Source organism: Streptomyces sp. NPDC001709, assembly GCF_053596375.1.
Genome location: NZ_JBSFGB010000017.1, coordinates 1 through 25,573, shown reverse-complemented (window position 1 = coordinate 25,573; position 25,573 = coordinate 1). Strand labels below are relative to the sequence as shown.

The window sequence follows — 25,573 nt, the reverse complement described above, 5'->3', positions numbered from 1 at the left end:
GACTACGAGGTTATACGCCCTGACTGACAGAGCTCATGTTGAAATCCGGGATCCGCAGCGCGGGCATCGCGGCCCGGGTGAACCAGTCGCCCCACTCGCGGGGCAGGGTCTTCTCCGTGCGGCCCGCCTCGGAGGCCCGCCGCAGCAGGTTCACCGGCGACTCGTTGAACCGGAAGTTGTTCACCTGGCCGGTCACCTCGCCGTTCTCCACGAGGTAGACGCCGTCCCGGGTCAGGCCCGTGAGCAGCAGCGTCGCCGGGTCGACCTCGCGGATGTACCACAGGCAGGTCAGCAGAAGCCCGCGTTCGGTGTTCGCGACCATCTCCTCCAGGGAGCGGTCGTCGCCGCCGTCCAGGATCAGGTTCCCGAGCACGGGGGCGACCGGAAGCCCGGTCAGACCCGCGCTGTGCCGCGTGGTCGTCAGGTGCGTGAGCACACCCTCGCTGATCCACTCGGTGGAACGGGTCGGCAGTCCGTTGTCGAACACGGACTGGTCGCCGCCGGAGGAGTGGGCGACCACGAATGGCGGGCACTCCAGGCCTGGCTCGTCGGGGTCGCTGCGCAGGGTCAGCGGCAGCTCGCTCAGCTTCTCGCCGACCCGCGTGCCTCCGCCCGGCTTGGAGAACACCGTCCGGCCCTCGGCCGCGTCCCGGCCCGACGCCGACCACAGCTGGTAGATCAGCAGGTCCGCCACGGCAGTGGGCGGCAGCAGCGTCTCGTAGCGGCCCGCGGGCAGCTCCACGCGGCGCTCGGCCCAGCCGAGGCGTACGGCCAGCTCGGCGTCGAGCGTGCCCGCGTCGATGTCCTTGAAGTCCCGGGTGGAGCGGCCCGCCCAGGCCGAGCGCGTACGGTCCGGCGACTTGGCGTTCAGCTCCAGCGTGCCGGTGGGCTGGTCGTGCCTGAGCCGGAGCCCGGTGGACGTGCCCAGGTACGTCGACACCAGCTCGTGGTTGGCGAAGCCGTACAGCTCCCGTCCGCCCGCACGCGCGCGTGCGAACGCCTCGCCGAGCGCCGGTGCGAAGTCGGCGAACACGGCGGAGGACGTCTCGGCCGGTGCGTCCGTGAAGTCCGGTGACGGGGGCACATCGCCGACCAGCGGCTGCGCGTCCTCGGCGGGCCCGGCACCGCGCGCCGCGGTCTCGGCGGCCCGCACCAGCGGCTCCAGCTCCTGCGCGGTGACCGCCGAGCGTGAGACGACACCGGAGGCGGTGCCCTCCTTGCCGTCCACGGTCGCGATCACGGTGAGGGTACGACCGCGGGTCACACCGTTGGTGGTGAGCGCGTTGCCCGCCCAGCGCAGGTTGGCGGTGGAGTGCTCGTCGGCGATGACGACACAGCCGTCGGCCCGCGACAGCGCCAGCGCCTGCTCGACGATCTCGTGCGGCTTGTGGGTACGGGCGCTCATCGACCGGCCTCCTGCGTGGTGTTCAGAATGTTGACGCCCTTGAAGAGGGCGGACGGGCACCCGTGCGACACGGAGGCCACCTGGCCGGGCTGGGCCTTGCCGCAGTTGAAGGCGCCGCCGAGGACGTAGGTCTGCGGACCGCCCACGGCGGCCATCGAGCCCCAGAAGTCGGTCGTGGTCGCCTGGTAGGCCACGTCCTTCAGCTGCCCGGTGATCCGCCCGTTCTCGATCTTGAAGAAGCGCTGCCCGGTGAACTGGAAGTTGTACCGCTGCATGTCGATCGACCAGGACCGGTCGCCGACCACATAGATGCCCCGGTCGACACCGCCGATCAGGTCCTCGGTGGACAGCCCGGCCGGATCCGGCTGCAGGGACACGTTGGCCATGCGCTGCACCGGGACATGGGCGGGGGAGTCGGCGTAGGCGCACCCGTTGGACCGGTCGAACCCGGTCAGCTTCGCGATCCTGCGGTCCAGCTGGTAGCCGACCAGCGTGCCGTCCTTCACCAGATCCCAGGACTGCGCGGCGACGCCCTCGTCGTCGTACCCGATGGTCGCGAGGCCGTGCTCGGCGGTGCGGTCACCGGTGACGTTCATCAGCTCGGAGCCGTAACGCAGCTTGCCCAGCTGGTCGAAGGTGGCGAAGGAGGTGCCGGCGTAGGCGGCCTCGTAGCCGAGCGCGCGGTCCAGTTCGGTGGCGTGGCCGATGGACTCGTGGATGGTCAGCCACAGGTTGGACGGGTCGACCACCAGGTCGTACAGGCCCGGCTCCACGCTCGGGGCGCGCATCTTCTCGGCGAGCAGCTCCGGGATCCGCTCCAGTTCGCCGTCCCAGTCCCAGCCGGTGCCGGTCAGGTACTCCCAGCCCCGCCCGACCGGCGGCGCGATGGTCCGCATCGAGTCGAACTCGCCGCTGGACTCGTCCACCGACACCGCGGTCAGCTCCGGATGCAGCCGCACCCGCTGCTGGGTGGTCACGGTCCCGGCCGTGTCGGCGTAGAACTTGTTCTCGTGCACGGTGAGCAGCGAGGCGTCCACATGACTGACGCCGTTCGCGGCCAGCAGCCGGGCACTCCAGTCCGCCAGCAGCGCGGCCTTCTCCTCGTCGGGCACCGAGAAGGGATCGATCTCGTACGACGACACCCACGTCCGGTCCGCGTGCACCGGCTCATCGGCCAGCTCGACCCGCTCGTCGGACCCGGCGGCCTTGATGACCTGCGCGGACAGCTTGGCCATGGCCACCGCCTGGGAGGCGACCCTGGCCGCCGCGTCCAGGGTCAGATCCACCCCGGAGGCGAAGCCCCACGTACCGCCGTGCACGACCCGGACCGCGTACCCGAGGTCGGTGGTGTCCGACGATCCGGCGGGCTTGGCGTCCCGCAGCCGCCAGGACGCGCTGCGCACCCGCTCGAACCGGAAGTCCGCGTGCTCGGCCCCGAGCGCACGCGCGCGTGCCAGCGCGGCGTCGGCGAGAGCCCGTAGGGGAAGCGCCGTGAAGGCTTCGTCGATGGAATGAGGCACGGAGGTCTCCCTGCTGTCGTGGCCTGTCGGTCCGATCATGTCGTGGGAGCGGCCCGGCGGACCACATGTTTCGAGGCCCGGACCGGGATCGTTCTGTAGGGACCCGACAGTGACTTCCCCGTGCCACTGTCGGTGCCCGATTGCCCACGCGGACGGCCGGACCGATAGGTTTTCGATGAAGCCGCCTGTCATCCAGGTGTTCGGGCGGTTTGTCGGACCGCTGCAGACCGCTATCGAAAGGGTGATCCGTTGAGCCGCTCGGTTCTGGTCACCGGAGGAAACCGGGGCATCGGCCTCGCCATCGCCCGCGCATTCGCCGACGCCGGCGACAAGGTCGCGATCACATACCGCTCGGGTGAGCCGCCGTCCGGCTTCCTCGCCGTCAAGTGCGACATCACCGACGCGGAGCAGGTGGAGCAGGCCTACAAGGAGATCGAGGACCAGCACGGTCCGGTCGAGGTCCTGGTCGCCAACGCCGGCGTGACCAAGGACCAACTCCTGATGCGCATGTCCGAGGAGGACTTCACCTCGGTCATCGACACCAACCTCACCGGCACCTTCCGCGTCGTCAAGCGCGCCAACCGCGGCATGCTGCGCGCCAAGAAGGGCCGCGTCGTCCTGATCTCGTCCGTGGTCGGCCTGCTCGGCTCGGCGGGCCAGGCGAACTACGCCGCCTCCAAGGCCGCCCTGGTCGGCTTCGCGCGCTCCCTCGCCCGTGAGCTGGGCTCGCGCAACATCACCTTCAACGTCGTCGCGCCCGGCTTCGTCGACACCGACATGACCAAGGCGCTCACCGACGAGCAGCGCGCGAACATCATGTCGCAGGTGCCGCTCGGCCGTTACGCGCAGCCCGAGGAGATCGCCGCGACGGTGCGGTTCCTCGCCTCGGACGACGCCTCGTACATCACTGGAGCCGTCATCCCCGTTGACGGCGGACTGGGAATGGGTCACTGATCACCATGAGCGGAATCCTCGAGGGCAAGCGCATCCTGATCACGGGTGTGCTGATGGAGTCCTCCATCGCCTTCCACGCGGCCAAGCTGGCCCAGGAGCAGGGCGCGGAGATCATCCTGACGGCGTTCCCGCGGCCCACGCTGACCGAGCGCATCGCCAAGAAGCTGCCGAAGCCCACCAAGGTCATCGAGCTGGACGTGACGAACGAGGAGCACCTCGCGCGCCTGGCCGACGTCGTCGGCGAGGAGCTGGGCGGGCTCGACGGCGTCGTCCACTCCATCGGCTTCGCCCCGCAGGACGCGCTCGGCGGCAACTTCCTCAACACGCCGTTCGAGTCCGTCTCCACGGCCATGCACGTCTCGGCGTTCTCCTTGAAGTCGCTCACCATGGCCTGCCTGCCGCTGATGCAGAACGGCGGCTCGGTCGTCGGCCTCACCTTCGACGCGCAGTTCGCCTGGCCGCAGTACGACTGGATGGGCCCGGCCAAGGCCGCCCTGGAGGCGACCAGCCGCTACATGGCGCGCGACCTGGGCAAGCAGAACATCCGCTGCAACCTCATCTCCGCGGGCCCCATCGGCTCCATGGCCGCCAAGTCGATCCCCGGCTTCGCGGACCTGGCCTCCGTCTGGGACACCCGTTCCCCGCTGGAGTGGGACCTGAAGGACCCGGAGCCGGCCGGCCGCGGCATCGTCGCGCTGCTGAGCGACTGGTTCCCCAAGACCACCGGCGAGATCATCCACGTCGACGGTGGCCTGCACGCGATCGGCGCGTGACGGCCGCCTAGGCGTGACCGACGGCTGAGTGAGGCCCGCACCCCTTCGGGGGCGCGGGCCTCACCCGTTCGGTCCACCGGCCGGGCGCGGATCGGACCGGGCAGCACACCCTGGATTACGCGTTCACTCGCGCGTTCCTCCGCAGCCCGGCAGAGGAGGTCCCCGTTGTGCGCCTGTCCCGCAGCCTGGCCCCGGTGACCGTGGCCGTGGCCCTCGTGCTCTCCCTGTCGTACGACGCGATGCCCTACGCGCGCGTGGAGGACGGAAAGCCACCCGCGCCGAACCTGTTCGGGGCCGCCTGCCGGTCAGCCGTCCACGGCTCCCATGTGGTGGCCTACTGCCACAACCCCTATGTCGACACCGATCGCGTGCGTCTGCACATCGAGTGCGCCCGCTGGTGGGATATCGACACCGACAGCGCACCGGTGGACACCGGACCCGCCATGACCGTACGGCTCACGGGCCGGTGCTGGAAGGAAGTCCGGTCCGTCTGGATCAGCCACCAGAACGAGCACTGAACCGGTCCGGCCGGCACAGGAACGGATAGCTGGCGGCCTCGGTCGCCGCCGCCTCCGCGTCCCCGGTGCGGATCGCGTCCAGCAGGCGCGAGTGATCCATGTGCGTCTCCGGTGTCAGCTCCGCGCCCACGTCCGCGCGCAGCCAGTCCCGCAGCACCTCGCCCAGATCCGCGTACATCGCCGTCATCGCGTCGTTGTGGGAGGCGGCCACGACGGCCAGGTGGAAGGTGGCGTCGGCGGTCACGAAGGCCTCCGCATCGCCCGTCTCCCAGGCGACCTCGCGCCGCTCCAGCAGTGCGTCCAGCTGCTTGAGGTCCTTCTCGGTGCGCCGCTCGGCAGCCAGCTTCGCCGCGGCCGACTCCAGCGCGGCGCGCAGCTCCGCGATGTGCCGGGGATCGGCGTCGGCGAACCGGCGGTGCATCACACCGGCCAGCTCGCTCGTCGCCACCACATAGGTGCCGGAGCCCTGCCGGATGTCCAGCAGACCGTTGTGGGCGAGCGCGCGGACGGCCTCGCGGACGGTGTTGCGGGCCACACCGAGCTGCTCGACCAGTTCCGGCTCCGTCGGGATGCGTGCGCCCACCGGCCACTCGCCGGAGGTGATCTGGTTGCGCAGTTCGGCGATGACCTGCTCGGACAGCGCAGAACGGCGCGGGTGGCTCAGAGGCATGGCACACCTTCGCACGACGGGCCCGGGCGGGAAGACCACGGGGATGGACAACCAATCATCCCATGATTCTATGATGGCTCTCATGGCACGTGAGGAAACCCGGACAGTGGACACCCGTACGGCGATGTCACCGACCGACCGCGATACGGCCGCCGTGACGAGCACCCGGGAAAAGACCCACGGCGCGGGCCGCACGCGCCCGTGGGCGACCCGCCTGGTCGTCGTCGGCATCGTGCTGTCCGCGCTGAACCTCCGCCCGGCCATCACCAGCCTCGGCGCGCTCCTGGAAGAGGTCCGTGACGGGCTCGGTATGAGCGGCGGCGTGGCCGGACTGCTCACCTCCGTGCCCCCGCTGTGCTTCGCGGTCTTCGGGGTCACCGCGCCCCGGCTGGCCCGCCGCTTCGGTCCGGCCGCCGTGGTGTGCGCCGGCATGACCGCCATCACCGCGGGCCTGCTGATACGGCCGTTCGCCGGCGGCACGGCCGGTTTCCTGGCCGCCAGCGCGCTGGCCCTGATGGGCATCGCCGTCAGCAATGTGCTCATGCCGGTCATCGTCAAGCGCTGGTTCCCCGACCGGGTCGGTCCCATGACCGGCCTGTACTCGATGGCCCTCGCCCTCGGCACCTCCCTCGCCGCCGCGGTGACCGTGCCCCTGACCGACGCCATGGGCGGCAGCTGGCAGTCCGGCCTCGCCGTGTGGGCCGCCCTCGCGGGGACCGCCGTGCTGCCCTGGCTGCCGCTCGTACGGGACCGCGGCACCGCGCTCGCACAGCCGCGGCAGCGGGAGCGCCCGGCCGGGGACAAGCACGCGGGGGAACGGCACGCGGAGGAACGGCGTGCGGAGGAGCGGCGCGCGGAGGAACGCCACGCACCCGTGCGCATCACCCGCAGCCGTACCGCCTGGGCACTGGCCGTCTTCTTCGGCCTCCAGGCCACCGCCGCGTACATCACCATGGGCTGGATGCCGCAGATCTTCCGGGACGCCGGCGTCCCGGCCGGCACCGCGGGCGTGCTGCTCGCGGTCACCATGGTGATGGGCGTGCCGCTGGCCTTCGTCATCCCGCGGGTCGCCACCCGGCTGCCCCACCAGGGGCCGATCGTCCTGGTCCTGGGCGTGTGCGGGCTCGCCGGGTACACCGGCCTGTACGTCGCGCCGGCCGCCGGCGCCTGGGCCTGGGCGCTGCTGCTCGGCGTCTCCAACTGCGCCTTCCCGCTGGCCCTGACGATGGTCGGCATGCGGGCCAGGAGCGGGGCGGGCGTGGCCCAGTTGTCCGCATTCGCGCAGAGCACCGGCTATCTGATCTCCATTCCCGGGCCGCTGCTGGTCGGCGTGCTCTATCAGCAGAGCGGCGGCTGGGGAGTGCCGATCGCCCTCATGGCGGGCCTGATGGTGCCGCAGATGGCGGTCGGCTTCCTGGCGGGCCGCAACCGCACGGTGGAGGACGAGGCGGCCCGCCGGCGCGCGCCCGACGCGACCACGCGCGCGTAGCGGGCCGGTGCAGCGTGGGCATGGGTGCGGGCGGGTCGGACCTGCGGCCGGGTCCGGAGACGGCGACGCGCCGCCCCCCCGCGGACAAGTGCCGGGGGAAGGGTGCGAGACTGGGCGCATGCAGCCTGTGCTCGACCCGAACCCGCAGAACGGCCAGAAGAAGATGCTGCTCGTCTTCGGCTCGTTCTTCGCCATCTTCGTGATCATCGCCGTCATCGCGACCATCGCCTCCCCGTGACGACCGGGTCCCGGCCCGCGTCTTCCGGCGGATGGTGGGGCTAGCCCCACCATCCCCTAGGGGGTAAGGGTCAGGGTCAACTGGGTGGAAGTCCGGATGGGTTGGCGGCCCCGGATTCCGTAGCTTCGAGTTGTGACCGCGACACCCGGTCATGACCCGCTCGAAGACCCACGGAGGCGATCATGTCGGCCCGCACCCGCTCCCTGCCCCACCCGGCGACCACGGGCGGCGTCGACATCCGGCTGCCCTGGTGGGCCCTCGCCCTGCCCGCGCTCGCCTTCATCGCGCTCCTGGTGCTGATACTGAACCCGTCGGACGCGCACGCGGCAAGCGGCGACCCGGCGATCACGCATCTCTTCGAGCGCGCCCAGAAGCTCCTCGCGCGCTGACCCGGAGCCCCCGCGCGCGGTGAATCCGCATGTCAACTCCCTGCGCCGCATGGTCTGTTTCATGCGAAGCTGGGTCCCATGAGCGCCGCAGAACCTCGCACGATCGTCCTCTTCCGGCATGCGAAAGCCGACTGGCCCCAGGTGTCCGACCATGAACGCCCGCTCGCCGAGCGCGGCCGCAAGGACGCCGCGGTCGCCGGACGCAAGCTGGCCGACACCGGTATCACCTTCGACCTGGCCCTGTGCTCCACCGCGACCCGGACCCGCGAGACCTGGAAGCTCGCCGTCCACGAGCTGGCGCACCGGCCGAGGACCGTCTACGAGGAGCGGGTCTACGACGCCTCGCCCGGCGAGCTGATCGCCCTGCTCAACGAGACCCCGGAGGACGTACGGAACGTGATCCTGATCGGTCACAACCCCGGCATCCACGGCCTGGCCGACATCCTGTCCGGCACGGCCGGGGGCGACGCCCGTGAGCGGATGGACCGCCGCGGCTTCCCGGCGGCCGCCTTCGCGCTGCTGTCCTTCGACGGCCCCTGGAAGGGCCTGGAGCCGGGCGTGGCCACCCTGACGGACTACTGGGCACCCGCCGAGTGACCTCACCCCATGCGTGAGGGCCCGGCACCTGTGCGGTACCGGGCCCTCACGCATCCGGGCCGGCCGGGCCGGCTCAGTCCTCGTCGTGCGTGTCGGCCGCCTCGACCTCTTCGCGGGTGATGCCGAGCAGATACAGGACCGTGTCGAGGAAGGGGAAGTTCACCGCCGTGTGCGCCGCCTCGCGGACCACCGGCTTGGCGTTGAAGGCGACGCCCAGACCGGCCGCGTTCAGCATGTCCAGGTCGTTGGCACCGTCGCCGATCGCCACCGTCTGCGACAGCGGCACCCCGGCCTCCGCGGCGAACCGGCGCAGCAGCCGCGCCTTGCCCGCGCGGTCCACGATCTCGCCGGTGACCCGGCCGGTGAGCCTGCCGTCGACGATCTCCAGCGTGTTGGCCTGCGCGAAGTCCAGGCCCAACCGTTCCTTCAGATCGTCCGTGACCTGGGTGAAGCCGCCGGAGACGACACCGACCTGGTAGCCGAGCCGCTTCAGCGTGCGGATCAGGGTGCGGGCGCCCGGTGTCAGCCGGACCTCGTTGCGCACCTTCTCCACCACGGAGGCGTCCAGCCCCTTCAGCAGCGCCACGCGTGCGTGCAGGGACTGCTCGAAGTCCAGCTCCCCGCGCATCGCCGCCGCCGTCACCTCGGCGACCTTGTCCTCGCAGCCGGCGTGCGCCGCGAACAGCTCGATGACCTCGTCCTGGATCAGGGTCGAGTCCACGTCCATCACGACGAGACGCTGGGCGCGCCGGTGCAGGCCCGCCGCGACGACCGCGATGTCGACACCCAGTGCCGCCGCGTCCGTGACCAGGGCCGTGCGCAGCGGCTCGGTCTCGACACCGGAGACAGCGAACTCCACTGCCGTCACGGGGTACTTGGCGAGCCGGAAGATACGGTCGATGTTGCCCCCGGCCTTCGCGATCCGGTCGGCGATGGCCGCCGTCGACTCGGCGGTCAGCGGATGCCCGAGGACGGTCACCAGCGAACGCCCGAGGCCGCGCGGGCGGTTGTCGCCGCGCCCCGAGATGATCTCCGCCTGCATCTTCATCGACTCGGCCCAGCTGTGCACGGTGGCCCTCAGATCGCCCTCCAGACCGGCCGGCGGCTCGGTGACCAGCGCACACAGCACCAGGCGGCCCCGCGTGACGACCTGCTCGATGTCGACCACGTCGACGAGGTAGGCGGCGAGGGTGTCGAAGAGGCCCGCCGTGATGCCCGGCCTGTCCTTGCCGAAGATCTTGACGAGGAGAGTGGGGGCCTCGGGGGTCTGTGCGGCGGAGGTCTGCGAAGCGCTCATGGTGTTACCACCGTATCCGGCACCCAGTGCCGACTGCCGCCGAGGTCCGCCTGACGGACACGGAACAGTGGATGACGCGCGGATGTCAGGAATCTTGCCACCGGAAGACACTGCACCCCCCGGCACGCAGGGGCAGGCCCCGGCTCCAACACGACTGTGCCACGAGATGGGGTCTGGTGCGCAGGGCGGGGGGCGGGGAAGGCAGCGGGGGCAGGGAAGCGCCGGTCACGTCCCGAGGACGGTCAGCAGGGCGCGGCGCCGGGCGGCCGGGCGACGGCCAGGGCGCGATATGTGTCATCCCCGGCGACCGGCGGGTCCTCCGGCACCCGGAGCGCTTCGGCACCAGGACACAGGGATCCGCGTCCCGGTTCGGTGGCCGGATACGGCGTGCTGGGCGCGTATTGGTCCGACGCCGTCACCGGGTGCGGGGGACCGGCTTTCGCGGCAGTGCAGGGCCGCCGCACCGGGCCCCACCGCATCCCGTACGCCTTGCCCGCAGCCCCGCCGCCACCGTAGGTCGTACCCGATCGCCGCCCACGCCGTGGCTGCGAGCCCCGTCACCACGGTCACCGGCGACACGGCGACGAGCGCCGGGACCGCCGCCGTGCCCCCGGCGCATGGCCGATCAGCCGGCCGGTAGCAGAGAACGTGCCGGGAGGCGAGCAGAGCGATCAGCAGGGCATCGGCACACCAGCGGCACCGCCGAGCGGCATGGCCCCCATACGTACGGTGCCCGTGCAGACGGTGAAGCCCACCGCGGCCTTGGCATGCGCCACCACCGTCCCCCCGCCGGCGAGGAGTTCGACGGGAATCAAGGCAACTCCGCCATGTGCGGGGACGACCGCCGCCGTGACGAGGCCCCCGGTACCGGAGCCGCCCTGTCCTGCTCGCCGGGATTGCCACTCTCCGGCCCGGTTTCGGCCCCGTCGGCGCGGTGAGTTGAAGCGTGCGGGGCGTCCGTGGCAAGGCCCGGGTTTCGGTCAGGGGGCCGAGCCTGAAATAGTTCCCCACGATGTTCGACATCCCTAGACTCCCTGCGATGGGGGTAACTCGGGGGACAACTCAGTGGGGCATGGAGTGCCGGAACTCGTACTGGAATCAAACGGACGGACCTGGACGTTGGACCCGTCCAGGCCCTACACCCTCGGCCGCGATCCGCAGGGTGACATCGTCTTCGACGACGCAAGAGTGTCCTGGCGGCACGCCACGGTCAGCTTCAACGGCCGCAGTTGGGTCATCGAGGACCACGGCAGCACCAACGGCACGTTCGTGCAGGGCCGACGGATCCAGCTGGTGGAGATCGGGCCGGGCGCGTCGCTGCACCTCGGCAACGCGACCGACGGACCGCGGCTGAACCTGTCCGGGGCCGCGGCAGGCCAGCCGCAGCAGGCGCCGTACGCCGCGCAGGGCGCCGGTGCGCCTGGCTGGGCCCAGCCGGCCCCGCAGCAGGCGGCCGCTCAGCCACCGGCCGCCGCCGCACAACCGCAGGCTCCGGCCCCGCAGCAGGCCGTACCGCAGCAGGCCGTACCGCACCAGGCGCAGCCGCAGGCCGCGCAGCCGGGCTGGCAGCAGCAGGCGGCTCCCGCCGAGCAGTACGTGCAGAAGGCACCCGGTGGTGGCGCGGGGGCGCCGCCGGTCCACGGCGACCGCAGCCCGACCACGTTCCATCAGTTCGCGCTCGGCCGCGTGATGCGGATCGGCCGTGCCCTGGAGAACGAGCTGGTCGTCTCCGACCTGCAGGTCTCCCGGCACCACGCCGAGTTCCACGCCACCCCCGACGGCCGCCTGGAGATCCGCGACCTCGGCTCGCACAACGGCACCTACGTCAACGGCCAGCCGATCCCCAAGGGCGGCTCGGTGCAGCTGGGCCCGGCCGACATCGTCGGCGTCGGCCACTCCACCTTCCGGATCGTCGGCGACCGGCTCGAGGAGTTCGTCGACACCGGTGAGGTCTCCTTCTCCGCGCGCCACCTGACCGTCACGGTCGACGGCGGCAAGCAGATCCTGAAGGACGTCTCCTTCGGCGTCCCGGAGAAGTCCCTGATCGCGGTCATCGGCCCGTCGGGCTCCGGCAAGTCGACCCTGCTGAAGGCGCTCACCGGCTACCGGCCCGCCAACCAGGGCGAGGTGCTCTACGACAACCGCAACCTGTACAAGCAGTTCGCCGAGCTGCGCCAGCGCATCGGTCTGGTCCCGCAGGACGACATCCTGCACAAGGAGCTGACCGTCAAGAAGGCCCTGAAGTACGCGGCCAAGCTGCGCTTCCCGGCCGACACCACCGCCGCCGAGCGCGAGGCCCGCATCGACGAGGTGCTGCGCGAGCTGAAGCTGGACATCCACAAGGAGAAGAAGGTCACCTCCCTCTCCGGTGGCCAGCGCAAGCGTGTCTCGGTGGCCCTGGAGCTGCTGACCAAGCCGTCGCTGATCTTCCTGGACGAGCCGACCTCCGGTCTCGACCCGGGCATGGACCGCGATGTCATGCAGCTGCTGCGGGGCCTCGCCGACGACGGCCGTACGGTCCTCGTCGTCACCCACTCCGTGGCCGAGCTGGCGCTGTGCGACAAGCTGCTGGTGATGGCGCCGGGCGGCGCGGTCGCCTACTTCGGTCCGCCGGAGGAGGCGCTGAACTTCTTCGGCTACGACAGCTGGGCCGACGTCTTCTCCGCCTTCGAGAACTACCGCGACTACGACTGGGCGGGCCGCTGGAAGGGCTCGGAGCACTACCAGCTGTACGCGGCGGACGTCGACTCCGTCGCCCCGCAGCCCGTCCACCACATGCCGCCGCCGGTGGCCATGAGGCCGCCCAAGCCGCAGGGCTGGGGCTCGCAGCTGCTGACCCTGATCCGGCGCTATGTGTCGGTCATCGCCTCCGACCGGGGCTTCCTGCTGCTGAGCGTGGTCCTGCCGGCGGTCCTCGGCGCGGTCAGCCTGCCGATCCAGCACAACCGCGGCCTTAAGGTCAACGCGGCGATCAACCCGCAGACCGGCCTGCACGTCCCGAACGGCACGGCCACCACGGTGCTGCTGATCCTCGCGGTCGGCGCGTGCTTCGCGGGCGCCGCCAACTCCGTGCGTGAGCTGATCAAGGAACGGGTGATCTACGAGCGGGAGCGGGCCACCGGCCTGTCCCGGTCGGCGTACCTGATGTCCAAGGTGGTCGTGCTCGGCGCCGTCACCGTGCTGCAGGGGCTGCTGGTCGGCCTGATCGGCTTCTCCAGCCGTGACATCCCCGACCAGGGACTCATCCTGGGCAGCTCCACCCTCCTGGAGCTGTGCCTGCCGATCATGGCTCTCGGCTTCACCTCGATGATGGTCGGCCTGGTGATCTCCTCGCTGGTGAAGACCGCCGAGAAGACCATGCCGCTGCTGGTGATGTTCGCGATCATCCAGGTCGTCTTCACGGGCTGCCTCTTCACCCTGCACGGCACGCTCGGGGTGAACGAGGTCTCGTACCTGATGCCGTCGCGCTGGGGTGTGGCCGCCGCCGGCACCACGCTGGACTTCAACAACATCGCCCCGAACACCGACGACCCGGGCAGCACCGACCCGCTGTGGAACCACACGGGTGGCGCCTGGGGCATGGACATGATCATCCTGCTCCTGCTCGGTGTGCTCTGCGGCTTCCTCGTGGCCCGCTTCCTGCGCCGCCATGAGCCGGAGGTCATGCGCAAGTAGCCCCCGCGCGGCTGCGCACATGCCGAAGGGCGGCACCCCGCAACGGGGTGCCGCCCTTCCGCGTACGTCAGAGGTCCGCGCCGGCCTCAGTACGCGCTGTTGACGTTGTCCATCGAGCCGTACCGATGGGCCGCGTAGTTGGCGGCGGCGGTGATGTTGGCGACCGGGTCGTAGATGTTCCACGACGTGCCGGGCACGTGGTAGGCGTTGAAGGTGGGCTGGATCACCTGCAGCAGGCCCTTGGACGGGATGCCGTTGACGGCGTTGATGTCCCAGTTGTTGATGGCCATCGGGTTGCCCGAGGACTCGCGCATGATGTTGCGCTGCAGGCCGCTGTAGGAGCCCGGGATGTTGTGCTGCTGCATGATGTCCAGCGCCTGCCGGATCCAGCCGTCGAGGTTGTTCGCGTAGGTCTTCGTCGCGGCGACCGGCTGTATGTCGAGACGCTGGGTGGAGCGGCTCGCGGCCTCCTTGGCGGCGCGCTCCTGCGCGGCCTTCTTGGCGGCGGCGTCGGCGGCGGCCTTCTTCGCGGCGGCCTCGGCGCGCTGCTTGGCGGCGGCGGCCTCGTCGGCGGCCTTCTTCTGCCCGGCGAACGTGTCGAGCTTGACCGTCTCGGCGGCGAGCTGGTCGGTGACCGTGCCCTTGACGTTCTTCAGCGTCGTGCCGGCGGCGACCTGGGCGGCCGTGGCCGGGGCGCCGGTGGTGACGGTGTCGGCGTTGCTGGGGACGGCCGAAAGGGCGATGGCGGCGGTGCCGAGGGCGGCGACGCCGGCCATGGCGATCTTGTGCTGCTTGGTCAGGGCACGACTATGAGCACGGTTGAGGAAGTTCTTGGGCATGGCTGATGGACCTCTTCGATAGCGCGGAGGTCGCTCCTGCGTCCGCCGGGGGAATCGGCTCCTCCCACACGAACGCCGCGGGCCGTAGACCCACGGCGCTGAGCGACGGAAGCAATTCTTAGCTGGCGCAAAATGCCCAGGCAAAGGTGTGACGTACGATCCCCGGTAGTGGATCAGGGAAGGGCAAAACGGGACAGACTGGACCGTCTGTCCCGTTCATGCGGGGATGGTTTATCTCCTATGACCCTTAGTACGTGATGTGGGCCCTATGCGCGGGCTCACATAGGAGACGTAACAATCTCACCAGGAGTTGCCCTCGCAACGCTCTGTGTGAGGGCCCTCCTCCGGGAGGATGAGATGGACGTCGCCGAACTCGTGCCACAGGTAGAGCCCCCGGAGCGCCTCCTCGTACGCCCGGTCGACCCCGGCCCGCCCCGCGACCGCCTCCAGCATCAGCAGATGCGAGGCCTCCGGCTCGTGCAGCCCCGTCAGCAGCCCGCTCACCACCCGCACCCCGCGCTCGGGCGTCACGACCAGATCCGTCCACCCCGCGGCCGCCCGCACCACCCCGTCCGGCCCGGCCGCCGACTCCACGGCCCGCACAGCCGTCGTACCCACCGCGATCACCCGGCCGTCGCCCGCCCGCACGGCGTTGATCAGCCGCGCCGACGCCTCGGGCACCGCGAACCGCTCCGGGTACGGCGGCTCGTGCGCCTCCGCCGACGCCACGCCGGTGTGCAGCGTGACCGGTGCGAACTGCACCCCCCGGCTCACCAGCTCCGCCACCAGGCGCGTGGTGAAGGGCCGCGCCGCACTCGGCATCTCCGCACTGCCCGTCCCGTCCGGCGACGGCAGCGCGAACACGGTCTGGTACGCCGACAACGGCTGGTCCCGCTCCGTATAGGAGTAGCGAATGGGCCGCCCGTACGCGCGCAGCACAACGAGGACGTCCCCGGCCGGCCGGGCCCACCACAGCCGCTCCCCGCGCCGGCTCAACGGCTCCTCCAGCACCAGCCGCCCCGCCCCCGGCAACACCACCTCCGTACCCGCATGCGTGCCCGCACGCGCGCGCGTGGTGCCCCGCCCGTCCGGTTCCCGCAGCTCCACCGCCCACCGGCCGTCGTCCCCGCGCGTGGAGAAATGCACCACCACGCGTGCGTGCCCGATCCGCCCGTCCACCGCCGCGGCGAGCGTGGGCGAGGTGTTCACCACCAGCAGGTCCCCGGCCCGCAGCAGCCGCGGCAGCTCCGGGAACGCGTGATGCGTCACCTCCGTACCGCGCGACACCAGCAGCCGTACGGCGTCCCGGTCCAGCCCGGGACCGCGCTGCTCGGCGGGCACGCGCGCGGACAGCTCTTGCGGAACCCGCACCGTGACGGTCACCGTGCCTCCAGCAGCGCCGGGGCCGCGTACCGCCCGCTGGCCGGCCGCTCGTCCAGCAGCCGCAGGAACGCCGGTACGACCGTGGCAGGCGCCGGACGCGGATCGTCGTCGCCCGGTACGGCCGCCGCGTACAGGTCCGTCGCCATGTCCCCGGGATCCACCGCCCACACCCGCAGGCCCGGCTCCTCCACGCCCAGCACCGCCGCCAGCTGGTCCAGGGCCGCCTTCGAGGCGCCGTAGCCGCCCCACGTCCCGTACGCCTCCGCCGCCGCGTCCGAGCTGACCGCGACCACCGCCCCGGCCGGCGACTCCCGCAGCAGCGGCAGCGCCTCGCGGACCAGGCCCAGCGCGGCCACGACGTTCACCTCCAGTGCCCGCCGCAGCCCCTCCAGCGGCAGCTCGGCCAGCGGCACCAGCGGCTCGGCGCCCAGGGCGCTCGCATTGCTCACCAGCAGGTCGACACCGCCCAGCCGCCGCGCTGCCGCCACCAGGGCCGTCCGATGCCCGGCGTCCGTCACGTCCCCGGCCAGCGCCTCCACGCGCGTGCCGTGCCCGGCGGCGTCCTCCGCGGCCTCCTTGAGCACCTCGGTGCCCCGGGCGTCCAGCACCAGATCCCATCCCCGCGCGGCCAGCGCCCCGGCGAGCGCCCGCCCCAGGCCCTTCGAGGCCCCCGTGATGATCGCAACCGGCATGACTACCGTCCCCTCGTCACTCACCGCCCTCAGCCGGGCGGTGACGACACCGTAGGAACGGCACCCGCCCGGCCGCCTCGGACGCGGGCCGCAATGCGCAGGGGCCCTTCGGCGTACACCGCACGCCCGGGTCCCCGGGATCTACACCGGGAGTCCTAGGACCAGCGGACCGGGCCCGGCCGTCACCGGTCCGATCCGCGTTGTCACAGCTCGCCGGTACCGTGAGGGCATGAGTCAAGGCCCCCGGTCCGGCCTCGCCGCGGTGAGTTCCGCGCTGCTGGCCATGAGCAGGCATCTGGAGGTGCGCGACGTCCTCAAGACGATCGTCGCCTCCGCCCGCGAGCTGCTCGACGCGCAGTACGCCGCCCTCGGCGTCCCCGACGACCACGGCGGCTTCGCCCAGTTCGTCGTCGACGGCGTCAGTGACGCCCAGTGGAAGGCCATCGGCCCGCTGCCCCGCCAGCACGGCATCCTCGCCGCGATGCTGCACGAGGCCCGCCCCGAGCGCCTCGCCGACGTGCGCAAAGACCCCCGCTTCGAGGGCTGGCCGGCCGCGCACCCGGACCTGGCCGACTTCCTCGGGCTGCCCATCCGCGACGGCGACGAGGTCATCGGCGCGCTCTTCCTCGCCAACAAGAACTGCCCCAAGAAGGACGGGAGCTGCGGCTTCACCGAGGAGGACGAGGAACTGCTCTCCATCCTCGCCCAGCACGCCGCCATCGCCCTCACCAACGCCCGCCTGTACGAGCGCAGCCGCGAGCTGACCATCGCCGAGGAACGCTCCCGCCTCGCGCACGAACTGCACGACGCGGTCAGCCAGAAGCTCTTCTCCCTGCGCCTGACCGCCCAGGCCGCGGCGGCCCTCGTCGACCGCGACCCCACCCGGGCCAAGGGCGAACTGCACCAGGTCGCCGCCCTCGCCGCCGAGGCCGCCGACGAACTGCGCGCCGCCGTCGTGGAGTTGCGCCCCGCCGCCCTGGACGAGGACGGCCTGATCGCCACCCTGCGCACCCAGACCCAGGTCCTCGACCGCGCCCACACCGCGCGCGTGACCTTCACCAGCGGCGGCTTCCGGGCCCTGCCGGCCGCCCAGGAGGAGGCCCTGCTGAGGGTCGCCCAGGAGGCCCTGCACAACGCGCTGCGCCACTCTGGCGCCGCACACGTCGACGTGAGCGTGGAGCGCCGCGGCTGCGGAGCCGTGCTGCGCGTCACCGACGACGGCAAAGGCTTCGCCCCCCAGGCCGTCCGCCGCGCCGGCCGGCATCTGGGGCTGGTCTCGATGCGGGACCGCGCGAGCGGGGTCGGCGGCACGCTGACCGTGGGGTCGGTACCCGGCAAGGGCACCACGATCGAGATGGAGGTGCCCGGTGGCTGACCCGATCAAGGTGCTGCTCGTCGACGACCACCAGGTCGTCCGCCGGGGCCTGCGCACCTTCCTGGAGGTGCAGGACGACATCGAGGTCGTCGGCGAGGCCGCCGACGGCGCCGAGGGCGTCGCCCGCGCCGAGGAACTGCGCCCGGACATCGTCCTGATGGACGTCAAGATGCCCGGCATGGACGGCATCGAGGCCCTGCGCCGCCTGCGCGAACTCGACAACCCCGCGCGCGTGCTCATCGTCACCAGCTTCACCGAGAAGCGCACGGTCGTACCGGCCCTGCGCGCGGGCGCCGCCGGATACGTCTACAAGGACGTGGACCCCGACGCCCTCGCCGGCGCCATCCGGTCCGTGCACGCCGGGCACATCCTGCTCCAGCCGGAGGTCGCCGGCGCCCTGCTCTCCCAGGAGGAGGCCAACTCCGGCCAGAGCAGAGGCGGTTCGCTCACCGATCGGGAGCGCGAGGTGCTCGGCCTGATCGCGGACGGCCGCTCCAACCGGGAGATAGCCCGCGCCCTCGTCCTGTCCGAGAAGACCGTCAAGACGCATGTCTCGAACATCCTGATGAAACTCGACCTCGCCGACCGCACGCAGGCCGCGCTGTGGGCCGTTCGCCACGGCGTGACCGGCTGAAACGCCTTGCCCAACGCCTCACCCACGGCAACAGCCCGGGATGAGATTCATACCGTCGTGGGAATGTAACCCGGATGGCGCATCCTCCGGCGATCCCCGCCGTTCTCCAGTGCGTGCTGCGGCGAACCGCCGCGGTGAACGTCTAGGAGGGGTTGGAAAGTGAAGAACCTGAAGAAGGCCGTCGCCGTGTCGCTGGTGGCCGGTGGCCTGGTGGCCGCCGGTGCGGGGATGGCCTCCGCCACGGAGGGCGCCCACGCCTGCGGCGACGCCCAGGGCTCCCCGGGCGTCGTCTCGGGCAACGTCATCCAGGCCCCGGTGCACATCCCGGTGAACGCGGTCGGCAACAGCGTGAACGTCGTCGGCCTGCTGAACCCGGCCTTCGGCAACACCGGCCTCAACCACTGAGGTCCGACCCACAGCGACCACAGGCCTCCCGGGCACACCGGGAGGCCTGTCGGCTCGGTACCGGCCGGTCCCCGGGTGCCCCGGGTGTCCGCACCGGCACCCGACCGAGCCAGGGCCTGCCCGGCGGATCAGGTCGCAGGAAAGTGACGGCGCCTCATCAGCGCAGATGGGCGTGCCAGCCCCCGCGTCTGCGACAGGATCCGCCGGACAGGCCCTAGCGCACCCCCCGCTCCCGCTCCTCCACGATGGAGTTGTACGCCGCCACCTGTGCCCGCCGGGCCGTCCGCTCCACCGGCCGCAACGCCTCCGCCCGCGCCGCCATCTCGCTGGAACTGACCGCACCCCCGTGCCCGTTGCCGTACGCCAGCGAAACCAGCAGCGCGACCCGCTGCGCCAGCTCCAACACCCGCACCGCACGCGGCGGATACCCCGGCGCCAGCACCTCCCGCCCGGGCTCGGCCCGCGCCCGGTATGCGTCGATCGCCGCCTCCGCCACCGGACCCGACCCGGCGACATCCAGCTTCGACAGCACCTCGGTCGCCTCGCGCAGCGCCTCCGCCAGCTCCCGCTCGGCCTCGCCCAGTGAGGGCACGTCGGCGGGCGGCGCCTCCCGCACCGGCAGCACATGCCAGACCACCTCGGCATGCACATCACCCGCGGGCCCGGCCTCGTAGACCTCGGGTACCAGACCGAACGCGGCACCGAAGCAGACCACCGCCTCCTCGGCTTCCAGGGCCCGCGCATTGAACTCCGGCGGACCGCTCAGGCCCAGCGGATGCCCCGGGGCCGGCAGCGCCACCCGTAGACCGGTCACCCCCAGCGCCCGCAGCCGCCCCAGCGCGAGCGTGAGCCCTACCGGCGCGGACTCCCCGGGCAGCCCCTCCACCCGGTGCACCGTGTCCTCGGCCACAATGGCGAGCGCGGCGTCATCCGGCGAGACAAGTCCGGCCAAAAGGGCATTTCCCCAAGCGGCAAGGCGTCCTGAACGCGGTTCCGTGAGCATGCCCCCACCCTAAGGACCGGACCGATGGAATGGAGCGGGGCACTCGTGGCGTAGATTTCATGACAGGCTGCGCCCACCGGCGCGGCGGACCGAGCCACAGGCGCACGCGACAGCCGAGACCGGCCACACTGCAAGGGGAGACAACGCGCTCATGAGCGATGTTCTTGAGCTTCAGGACGTATCCGTGATCCGCGAGGGCCGGGCTCTGGTGGACCAGGTCTCCTGGTCGGTGAAGGAGGGAGAGCGCTGGGTCATCCTCGGCCCCAACGGCGCCGGCAAGACCACCCTCCTGAACGTCGCCTCCAGCTACCTCTTCCCCAGCAAGGGCACCGCCACCATCCTCGGCGACACCCTGGGCAAGGTCGACGTCTTCGAGCTGCGCCCCCGCATCGGCGTGGCCGGCATCGCCCTCGCCGAGAAGCTCCCCAAGCGCCAGACGGTCCTGCAGACGGTCCTCACCGCCGCCTACGGCATGACCGCCGGCTGGCAGGAGGAGTACGAGGACGTCGACGAGGAGCGCGCCCGCGCCTTCCTCGACCGCCTCGGCATGAGCGACTACCTCGACCGCCGCTTCGGCACCCTCTCCGAGGGCGAGCGCAAGCGCACCCTCATCGCCCGCGCCCTGATGACCGACCCCGAGCTGCTCCTCCTCGACGAGCCCGCCGCCGGACTCGACCTCGGCGGCCGCGAGGACCTGGTCCGCCGCCTCGGCCGGCTCGCCCGCGACCCCATCGCCCCCTCGATGATCATGGTCACGCACCACGTCGAGGAGATCGCCCCCGGCTTCACCCACGTCCTGATGATCCGCCAGGGCAAGGTCCTCGCCGCCGGCCCGATCGAGCTGGAACTGACCTCCCGCAACCTCTCCCACTGCTTCGGCCTGCCGCTCGTCGTCGAGCAGGTCGGCGAGCGCTGGACCGCCCAGGGCCTGCCCCTGTCCTGACCCCCCCGCCGCGCTTCCCTTTCGCGCCCTGTCCGCCGCCCGACCCCGGCCCTACCATGACCATGTGAACGACATCGACGCATGGGTATGGTGGCTCGTCGGCGCGGCGGCGCTCGGAATCCCGCTCGTCGTCACCGCGATGCCGGAGTTCGGCATGCTCGCGGTGGGAGCCCTCGCGGCCGCGGTCGCCGCCGGACTCGGCTTCAACGGCGTGGTCCAGGTCCTCGCGTTCGTCGTCGTCTCCGTCGCGCTCATCGCCGTCGTCCGCCCCATCGCGGCCCGGCACACCAGACAACGCCCCCAACTCGCCACCGGCGTCGACGCCTTGAAGGGCAAGCAGGCAGTCGTCCTGGAACGCGTCGACGGCTCCGGCGGCCGCATAAAACTCGCCGGAGAGATCTGGTCGGCCCGCTCCCTCGACACCGACCGCGCCTACGAAGTGGGCCAGGAGGTGGATGTCGTGGACATCGAAGGGGCCACCGCCATCGTGATCTGACGCATCCGGCCCACGAGTTGGGCGCATCCGGCCCACGAGCGGGGCGAAGGTCTGTCAGACTCGACCAGCAAGATCTTCTACAGGCACGAGATCTGCCGAAGGCGCCAAGGCGGAGAGGGGTACGGGGAACACGATGGGCTCGGTCATCATCGTCCTGGTCATTCTGGTGGTGTTGGTCTTCATCGCCCTGATCAAGACCATCCAGGTCATCCCACAGGCCAGCGCCGCCATCGTCGAGCGCTTCGGCCGCTACACACGCACCCTGAACGCGGGCCTGAACATCGTCGTCCCGTTCATCGACACCATCCGCAACCGCATCGACCTGCGCGAACAGGTCGTACCGTTCCCGCCCCAGCCGGTGATCACCCAGGACAACCTGGTGGTCAACATCGACACGGTCATCTACTACCAGGTGACGGACGCGAGGGCGGCCACCTACGAGGTCGCCAGCTACATCCAGGCCATCGAGCAGCTCACGGTCACCACGCTCCGCAACATCATCGGCGGCATGGACCTCGAACGCACCCTGACCTCCCGCGAGGAGATCAACGCCGCCCTGCGCGGCGTCCTCGACGAGGCGACGGGCAAGTGGGGCATCCGCGTCAACCGCGTGGAACTCAAGGCCATCGAGCCCCCGACCTCCATCCAGGACTCGATGGAGAAGCAGATGCGCGCCGACCGTGACAAGCGCGCCGCGATCCTCACCGCCGAAGGTACGCGCCAGGCCGCCATCCTCACCGCAGAGGGCGAGAAGCAGTCCCAGATCCTGCGCGCCGAAGGTGAGGCCAAGGCCGCCGCCCTCCGCGCCGAGGGCGAGGCCCAGGCGGTCCGTACGGTCTTCGAGGCCATCCACGCCGGCGACCCGGACCAGAAGCTCCTGTCCTACCAGTACCTGCAGATGCTCCCGAAGATCGCCGAGGGCGACGCCAACAAACTCTGGATCGTCCCCAGCGAAATCGGCGACGCCCTCAAGGGCCTCTCCGGCGCCATGGGCAACTTCGGCCCCCTCGGCGGCGGCGGCCAGGGCAACGGCGGAGCCAACGTCCCAGCACAGAACAACGGCCCGAGCACGGAGCGCCGCGAGAAGCCGAGCATCGACTGAAGCCCCTACGGCGACTGCTCAGGCAGCATCCCGAGCCAACCAGTCCGGCAGAGCCTCGAACTCCTCGGTACCCAAAGCCAAGAGCATCGCATCCGCAGGAGTCGGCTCGAAAGGCTCCTGCAGCAAGGTCATCCCGGCCTCCTCCGGAGTCCGGTTGGCCTTGCTGTGGTTGTCCTCCGCGCACGCGGCCACCGTATTCAGCCACGTGTCCTGCCCGCCCTGCGCCCGCGGCACCACATGGTCCACGGTCGTCGCCCTGCGCCCGCAGTACGCGCACCGGTGCCGGTCCCGGATCAGCACACCCCGCCTCGACCACGGAGCTTGTCTTCGGAACGGCACCCGGACATACCTGCACAGCCTGATCACCCGGGGCGCGGGTATGTCCACATCGGCACCGCGCATACGCAGTTCGGGATGGGCCTGCTCGACGACGGCCTTGTCCTGGAGCACCAGAACGACGGCTCGATTCAGTGTCACCGTCGACAGCGGCTCGAAGCTCGCGTTCAGCACCAGCGTGTCCCGCATCCAGCCCACCTCCCGTGCGCACCTGCCCACCCCCCCGGCGGGCTTGGATCAACTCTGGACGGGCGCGCCGAGATGGACAACGCAATAAAAACTGCCCGCCCCCGATCACTTCCAAGACCGGGGGCGGGCAAACGTTCAATGAACGCTCGGCTGAATCCGTGCTGTGCGGTCAGCCCTGCGCGGGGTTCTCGTACTCACCGATGAGCTGCGCACGCGCGATCGCGTGGAACCGCAGATTGAAACCGATGACGGCCGGAGAGACATCGGCATCCGGGCCGAGCTTCTCCTGGTCCACCGCGTAGACCGTGAAGACGTACCGGTGCGGCCCGTCCCCGGGCGGGGGCGCGGCACCACCGAAGTCCTTCGACCCATAGTCGTTGCGCACATGCACCGCGCCCTCGGGCAGGCCCTCGAACTTACCGCTGCCCGCACCCGCCGGCAGCTCCGTCACGGACGCCGGGATGTCGAACAGGACCCAGTGCCAGAACCCGCTGCCGGTCGGCGCATCGGGGTCGTAGCAGGTCACGGCGAAGCTCTTGGTCTCCGGCGGGAAGCCCTCCCAGCGCAGCTGCGGAGAGGTGTTGCCCTCCGCGTAGACCTGGGCGCTCTTGAGCGTCGTACCCTCCTCGATGTCCGCGCTCGTCACCGTGAACGACGGCACGGGCGGATGGAAGTCGTGGGGGAGCGGCCGCCGCTTGAGCTCGGTCACCTCGGTACCTCCTGAACGACGATCTCGAACCGATCTGGAACCAGCAGCTCCCGAGCCTAGAACCAGTTGCGCTTGCTGCCGACCTCGGACAGCCACTGGTTCAGATAAGCCGCCCAGTCGGTCCCCATCCAGTCGTTCAGCCCCACCTGGAAGGACCGGTAGGTGTCCGAGCCCTCGCTGAACAGACCCGGCTTCTTGTCCATCTCCAGTACGACGTCCATCGCGTGCTCGTCGGCCACGAAGCTCAGCTCGACCTGGTTCAGGCCCCGGTACTGCGACGGCGGGTAGAACTCGATCTCCTGGTAGAACGGCAGCGTCTGCCGCGTCCCCCGGATGTGACCGCGCTCCATGTCCGCGTTCTTGAAGCGGAAGCCCAACTGGATGAACGCGTCCAGGATCGCCTTCTGCGCCGGCAGCGGATGCACATGGAGCGGATCCAGGTCGGAGGAGTCGATGGCCCGCGCGATCGCCAGCTCGGTCGTCACCCCGATGTGCATCCCGCGCAGCGCCTGCCCGTCGATCATCGTGACCGGCGTCTCCCAGGGGATCTCGAGCCCGAACGGCACCGCGTGCACCGCACCGGCCTGCAGCTCGAAGGCACCACCGAGCCGCACCTTGGTGAACTCGATGTTCTGCTTGTACTCCTCGTCGCCGCTCTCCACCTCGACCTTGGCCTGCAGCCCGACGGACAGCCCCTCGATGTCCTGGTTCACGGACCCGCCCTGGATCCGCACCTCACCCTGGACGACACCACCCGGCACGACATTGACCTCGGTCAGTACCGTCTCGACCGACGCCCCACCGGCCCCGAGGCTCGCGAGCAGCTTCTTGAACGCCATTGACTCTCCCTTTACGAAGGACCCTCGACCCGTACAAACGCGATCCGCCCCCGACCGGTTCCGCCGGTGCGGCGTCCCGTCTGCACTACCCTCGGAGGCCATGATCGCGCCCCCGGACCGTACGCCACTGCCCAGAAGGTTCTTCGACCGCCCGGTCCTGGAGGTGGCACCGGACCTCCTCGGCCGCATCCTGGTACGTACGACCCCCGACGGTCCGATCGCCGTCCGCCTCACCGAGGTCGAGGCGTACGACGGCCCGAACGACCCCGGCTCACACGCGTACCGCGGCTGTACCGCCCGCAACGAGGTGATGTTCGGTCCGCCCGGACACGTATACGTCTATTTCACCTACGGCATGTGGCACTGCATGAACCTCGTCTGCGGTGCCGAGGGCCGAGCGAGCGCCGTCCTGCTCCGCGCCGGCGAGATCGTCGAGGGCGTGGAACTGGCCCGCAAACGGCGACTTTCGGCCCGGAACGACAAGGAACTGGCCAAGGGTCCGGCCCGTCTGGCGACGGCCCTGGAAGTCGACCGCACCCTGGACGGCACGGACGCGTGCGCCTCCGGCGAGACCCCGCTGCGGATGCTGACCGGCACACCGGTAGCCGCTGACCAGGTACGAAACGGCCCCCGCACCGGAGTCGCCGGCGAAGGCGGGAATGGCGACGCCCATCCCTGGCGCTACTGGGTGGCCAACGACCCTACGGTGAGCCCCTATCGGGCCCATGTACCGAGGCGCCGCTCAAGTTGACGCACCCCGCGAAGGTGCGTAATGTATCCCGAGCCGCTGAACCGGGTACGGCAATCGCCTGCAGCCGGAGCGGCCAACCCACTACTCAGCTACAACCCCTCAGCGGGGTCGGTTTTGGCGCGCCTGCGTGCCCGAATTCGAACTCGCGAGACTCGATTATGAGTCGCCGAGGAAATGAGCTAACGTAGTGAATGTCGAAAGGGCGGACGGCGAAAGTCGAAAACCCCGAAGACATCCCGCCGACAGGGAATCGGATTGAGAAAAGATCTGATAGAGTCGGAAACGCAAGACCGAAGGGAAGCGCCCGGAGGAAAGCCCGAGAGGGTGAGTACAAAGGAAGCGACCGTTCCTT

Annotated in this window: 27 protein-coding genes; 15 read left to right on the top strand and 12 right to left on the bottom strand. The window is 70.7% G+C overall.

Annotated features, from left to right (window positions below; translation table 11 throughout):
* Window positions 1-10: 10 nt before the first annotated feature.
* Both ACWC0C_RS24340 and ACWC0C_RS24335 read right to left on the bottom strand, forming a co-directional pair.
* A complete protein-coding gene (locus ACWC0C_RS24340) occupies window positions 11-1,405 on the bottom strand; it encodes a metallopeptidase TldD-related protein (RefSeq protein ID WP_450865840.1) in 1,395 nt (464 codons plus the stop codon).
* On the bottom strand, window positions 1,402-2,964 hold the full coding sequence (locus ACWC0C_RS24335) for a TldD/PmbA family protein (RefSeq protein ID WP_449198381.1): 1,563 nt from the start codon (window positions 2,962-2,964) through the stop codon (window positions 1,402-1,404). The genes ACWC0C_RS24340 and ACWC0C_RS24335 overlap by 4 nt, the downstream gene beginning before the upstream one ends.
* A gap of 210 nt (window positions 2,965-3,174) precedes the next feature.
* Here ACWC0C_RS24335 and fabG point away from each other — a divergent pair, with 210 nt between their 5' ends.
* The 3 genes from fabG to ACWC0C_RS24320 all read left to right on the top strand — a co-directional run bounded on the left by fabG (window position 3,175) and on the right by ACWC0C_RS24320 (window position 5,170).
* Window positions 3,175-3,879 (top strand): 3-oxoacyl-[acyl-carrier-protein] reductase, encoded by a 705-nt coding sequence (gene fabG, locus ACWC0C_RS24330; RefSeq protein WP_449198380.1) that lies wholly within the window; start codon window positions 3,175-3,177, stop codon window positions 3,877-3,879.
* A 5-nt stretch (window positions 3,880-3,884) separates the two neighbouring features.
* Window positions 3,885-4,652 carry an enoyl-ACP reductase FabI gene (gene fabI, locus ACWC0C_RS24325; RefSeq protein ID WP_449198379.1) on the top strand — a complete coding sequence of 256 codons (768 nt, stop codon included), beginning with the start codon at window positions 3,885-3,887 and terminating at the stop codon, window positions 4,650-4,652.
* A 167-nt stretch (window positions 4,653-4,819) separates the two neighbouring features.
* Window positions 4,820-5,170 carry a hypothetical protein gene (locus ACWC0C_RS24320; protein ID WP_449198378.1) on the top strand — a complete coding sequence of 117 codons (351 nt, stop codon included), beginning with the start codon at window positions 4,820-4,822 and terminating at the stop codon, window positions 5,168-5,170.
* Here the strand turns inward: ACWC0C_RS24320 and ACWC0C_RS24315 are convergent.
* On the bottom strand, window positions 5,148-5,840 hold the full coding sequence (locus ACWC0C_RS24315; protein ID WP_449198377.1) for a FadR/GntR family transcriptional regulator: 693 nt from the start codon (window positions 5,838-5,840) through the stop codon (window positions 5,148-5,150). The two genes, ACWC0C_RS24320 and ACWC0C_RS24315, sit on opposite strands and share 23 nt — an antisense overlap.
* 82 nt (window positions 5,841-5,922) lie before the next feature.
* Between ACWC0C_RS24315 and ACWC0C_RS24310 the strand changes: the two genes are divergently transcribed.
* From ACWC0C_RS24310 to ACWC0C_RS24295, 4 genes are all read left to right on the top strand, one after another.
* Window positions 5,923-7,329, top strand: coding sequence for a CynX/NimT family MFS transporter (locus ACWC0C_RS24310; protein WP_450865838.1), 1,407 nt, complete (start codon window positions 5,923-5,925; stop codon window positions 7,327-7,329).
* A 118-nt stretch (window positions 7,330-7,447) separates the two neighbouring features.
* On the top strand, window positions 7,448-7,567 hold the full coding sequence (locus tag ACWC0C_RS24305; RefSeq protein ID WP_449198375.1) for an SGM_5486 family transporter-associated protein: 120 nt from the start codon (window positions 7,448-7,450) through the stop codon (window positions 7,565-7,567).
* A 182-nt stretch (window positions 7,568-7,749) separates the two neighbouring features.
* Window positions 7,750-7,956, top strand: a complete 207-nt coding sequence (locus ACWC0C_RS24300) for a hypothetical protein (RefSeq protein ID WP_449198374.1) — start codon at window positions 7,750-7,752, stop codon at window positions 7,954-7,956.
* 78 nt (window positions 7,957-8,034) lie between these two features.
* On the top strand, window positions 8,035-8,553 hold the full coding sequence (locus tag ACWC0C_RS24295) for a SixA phosphatase family protein (RefSeq protein ID WP_449198373.1): 519 nt from the start codon (window positions 8,035-8,037) through the stop codon (window positions 8,551-8,553).
* Between the two features lie 73 nt (window positions 8,554-8,626).
* On the opposite strand, the gene serB is transcribed toward ACWC0C_RS24295, so the two are convergent.
* Complete coding sequence (serB, locus tag ACWC0C_RS24290) at window positions 8,627-9,850, bottom strand: phosphoserine phosphatase SerB (RefSeq protein ID WP_449198372.1); 1,224 nt, start codon at window positions 9,848-9,850, stop codon at window positions 8,627-8,629.
* 671 nt (window positions 9,851-10,521) lie between these two features.
* Window positions 10,522-10,665, bottom strand: coding sequence for a hypothetical protein (locus tag ACWC0C_RS24285; RefSeq protein WP_450865835.1), 144 nt, complete (start codon window positions 10,663-10,665; stop codon window positions 10,522-10,524).
* Between the two features lie 262 nt (window positions 10,666-10,927).
* Between ACWC0C_RS24285 and ACWC0C_RS24280 the strand changes: the two genes are divergently transcribed.
* On the top strand, window positions 10,928-13,525 hold the full coding sequence (locus tag ACWC0C_RS24280) for an FHA domain-containing protein (protein WP_450865833.1): 2,598 nt from the start codon (window positions 10,928-10,930) through the stop codon (window positions 13,523-13,525).
* Between the two features lie 86 nt (window positions 13,526-13,611).
* On the opposite strand, the gene ACWC0C_RS24275 is transcribed toward ACWC0C_RS24280, so the two are convergent.
* The 3 genes from ACWC0C_RS24275 to ACWC0C_RS24265 all read right to left on the bottom strand — a co-directional run bounded on the left by ACWC0C_RS24275 (window position 13,612) and on the right by ACWC0C_RS24265 (window position 16,439).
* Window positions 13,612-14,364 (bottom strand): transglycosylase SLT domain-containing protein, encoded by a 753-nt coding sequence (locus ACWC0C_RS24275; RefSeq protein WP_449198370.1) that lies wholly within the window; start codon window positions 14,362-14,364, stop codon window positions 13,612-13,614.
* A 300-nt stretch (window positions 14,365-14,664) separates the two neighbouring features.
* The gene (locus tag ACWC0C_RS24270) at window positions 14,665-15,747 is read right to left on the bottom strand and encodes an S-adenosylmethionine:tRNA ribosyltransferase-isomerase (protein WP_450865831.1); all 1,083 of its coding nucleotides are present in this window, start codon (window positions 15,745-15,747) and stop codon (window positions 14,665-14,667) included.
* Window positions 15,744-16,439: an SDR family NAD(P)-dependent oxidoreductase gene (locus ACWC0C_RS24265; protein WP_450865829.1), complete on the bottom strand. Its 696-nt coding sequence runs from the start codon at window positions 16,437-16,439 to the stop codon at window positions 15,744-15,746. Before ACWC0C_RS24265 ends, ACWC0C_RS24270 begins: the two co-directional genes overlap by 4 nt.
* 229 nt (window positions 16,440-16,668) lie before the next feature.
* Between ACWC0C_RS24265 and ACWC0C_RS24260 the strand changes: the two genes are divergently transcribed.
* The 3 genes from ACWC0C_RS24260 (at window position 16,669) to ACWC0C_RS24250 (ending at window position 18,853) form a co-directional block, all read left to right on the top strand.
* Complete coding sequence (locus ACWC0C_RS24260; RefSeq protein WP_449198367.1) at window positions 16,669-17,814, top strand: GAF domain-containing sensor histidine kinase; 1,146 nt, start codon at window positions 16,669-16,671, stop codon at window positions 17,812-17,814.
* Window positions 17,807-18,448 (top strand): response regulator, encoded by a 642-nt coding sequence (locus ACWC0C_RS24255; RefSeq protein WP_449198366.1) that lies wholly within the window; start codon window positions 17,807-17,809, stop codon window positions 18,446-18,448. Before ACWC0C_RS24260 ends, ACWC0C_RS24255 begins: the two co-directional genes overlap by 8 nt.
* A gap of 159 nt (window positions 18,449-18,607) precedes the next feature.
* On the top strand, window positions 18,608-18,853 hold the full coding sequence (locus ACWC0C_RS24250) for a chaplin (RefSeq protein WP_449198365.1): 246 nt from the start codon (window positions 18,608-18,610) through the stop codon (window positions 18,851-18,853).
* 214 nt (window positions 18,854-19,067) lie between these two features.
* Here ACWC0C_RS24250 and ACWC0C_RS24245 read toward each other — a convergent pair whose 3' ends face one another.
* Window positions 19,068-19,856: a hypothetical protein gene (locus ACWC0C_RS24245; RefSeq protein WP_449198364.1), complete on the bottom strand. Its 789-nt coding sequence runs from the start codon at window positions 19,854-19,856 to the stop codon at window positions 19,068-19,070.
* A gap of 151 nt (window positions 19,857-20,007) precedes the next feature.
* On the opposite strand from ACWC0C_RS24245, the gene ACWC0C_RS24240 reads away from it, so the two are divergent.
* The 3 genes from ACWC0C_RS24240 (at window position 20,008) to ACWC0C_RS24230 (ending at window position 22,397) form a co-directional block, all read left to right on the top strand.
* Window positions 20,008-20,799: an ABC transporter ATP-binding protein gene (locus ACWC0C_RS24240; RefSeq protein WP_449198363.1), complete on the top strand. Its 792-nt coding sequence runs from the start codon at window positions 20,008-20,010 to the stop codon at window positions 20,797-20,799.
* A 64-nt stretch (window positions 20,800-20,863) separates the two neighbouring features.
* Window positions 20,864-21,295 carry an NfeD family protein gene (locus ACWC0C_RS24235; RefSeq protein WP_450865826.1) on the top strand — a complete coding sequence of 144 codons (432 nt, stop codon included), beginning with the start codon at window positions 20,864-20,866 and terminating at the stop codon, window positions 21,293-21,295.
* Window positions 21,296-21,428: 133 nt separating this feature from the next.
* Window positions 21,429-22,397 (top strand): SPFH domain-containing protein, encoded by a 969-nt coding sequence (locus ACWC0C_RS24230; RefSeq protein WP_351617571.1) that lies wholly within the window; start codon window positions 21,429-21,431, stop codon window positions 22,395-22,397.
* An 18-nt stretch (window positions 22,398-22,415) separates the two neighbouring features.
* Here the strand turns inward: ACWC0C_RS24230 and ACWC0C_RS24225 are convergent, their stop codons facing one another.
* The 3 genes from ACWC0C_RS24225 to ACWC0C_RS24215 form a co-directional block, all read right to left on the bottom strand.
* Window positions 22,416-22,922 (bottom strand): HNH endonuclease, encoded by a 507-nt coding sequence (locus ACWC0C_RS24225; RefSeq protein ID WP_449198361.1) that lies wholly within the window; start codon window positions 22,920-22,922, stop codon window positions 22,416-22,418.
* 169 nt (window positions 22,923-23,091) lie between these two features.
* Window positions 23,092-23,631 carry a YbhB/YbcL family Raf kinase inhibitor-like protein gene (locus ACWC0C_RS24220; protein WP_450865823.1) on the bottom strand — a complete coding sequence of 180 codons (540 nt, stop codon included), beginning with the start codon at window positions 23,629-23,631 and terminating at the stop codon, window positions 23,092-23,094.
* Window positions 23,632-23,687: 56 nt separating this feature from the next.
* Entirely contained in the window at window positions 23,688-24,470 is a 783-nt protein-coding gene (locus ACWC0C_RS24215) for a sporulation protein (RefSeq protein WP_449198359.1), read from the bottom strand.
* A gap of 100 nt (window positions 24,471-24,570) precedes the next feature.
* Here ACWC0C_RS24215 and ACWC0C_RS24210 point away from each other — a divergent pair, with 100 nt between their 5' ends.
* Window positions 24,571-25,221: a DNA-3-methyladenine glycosylase gene (locus tag ACWC0C_RS24210; protein WP_450865820.1), complete on the top strand. Its 651-nt coding sequence runs from the start codon at window positions 24,571-24,573 to the stop codon at window positions 25,219-25,221.
* Window positions 25,222-25,573 lie beyond the last annotated feature (352 nt).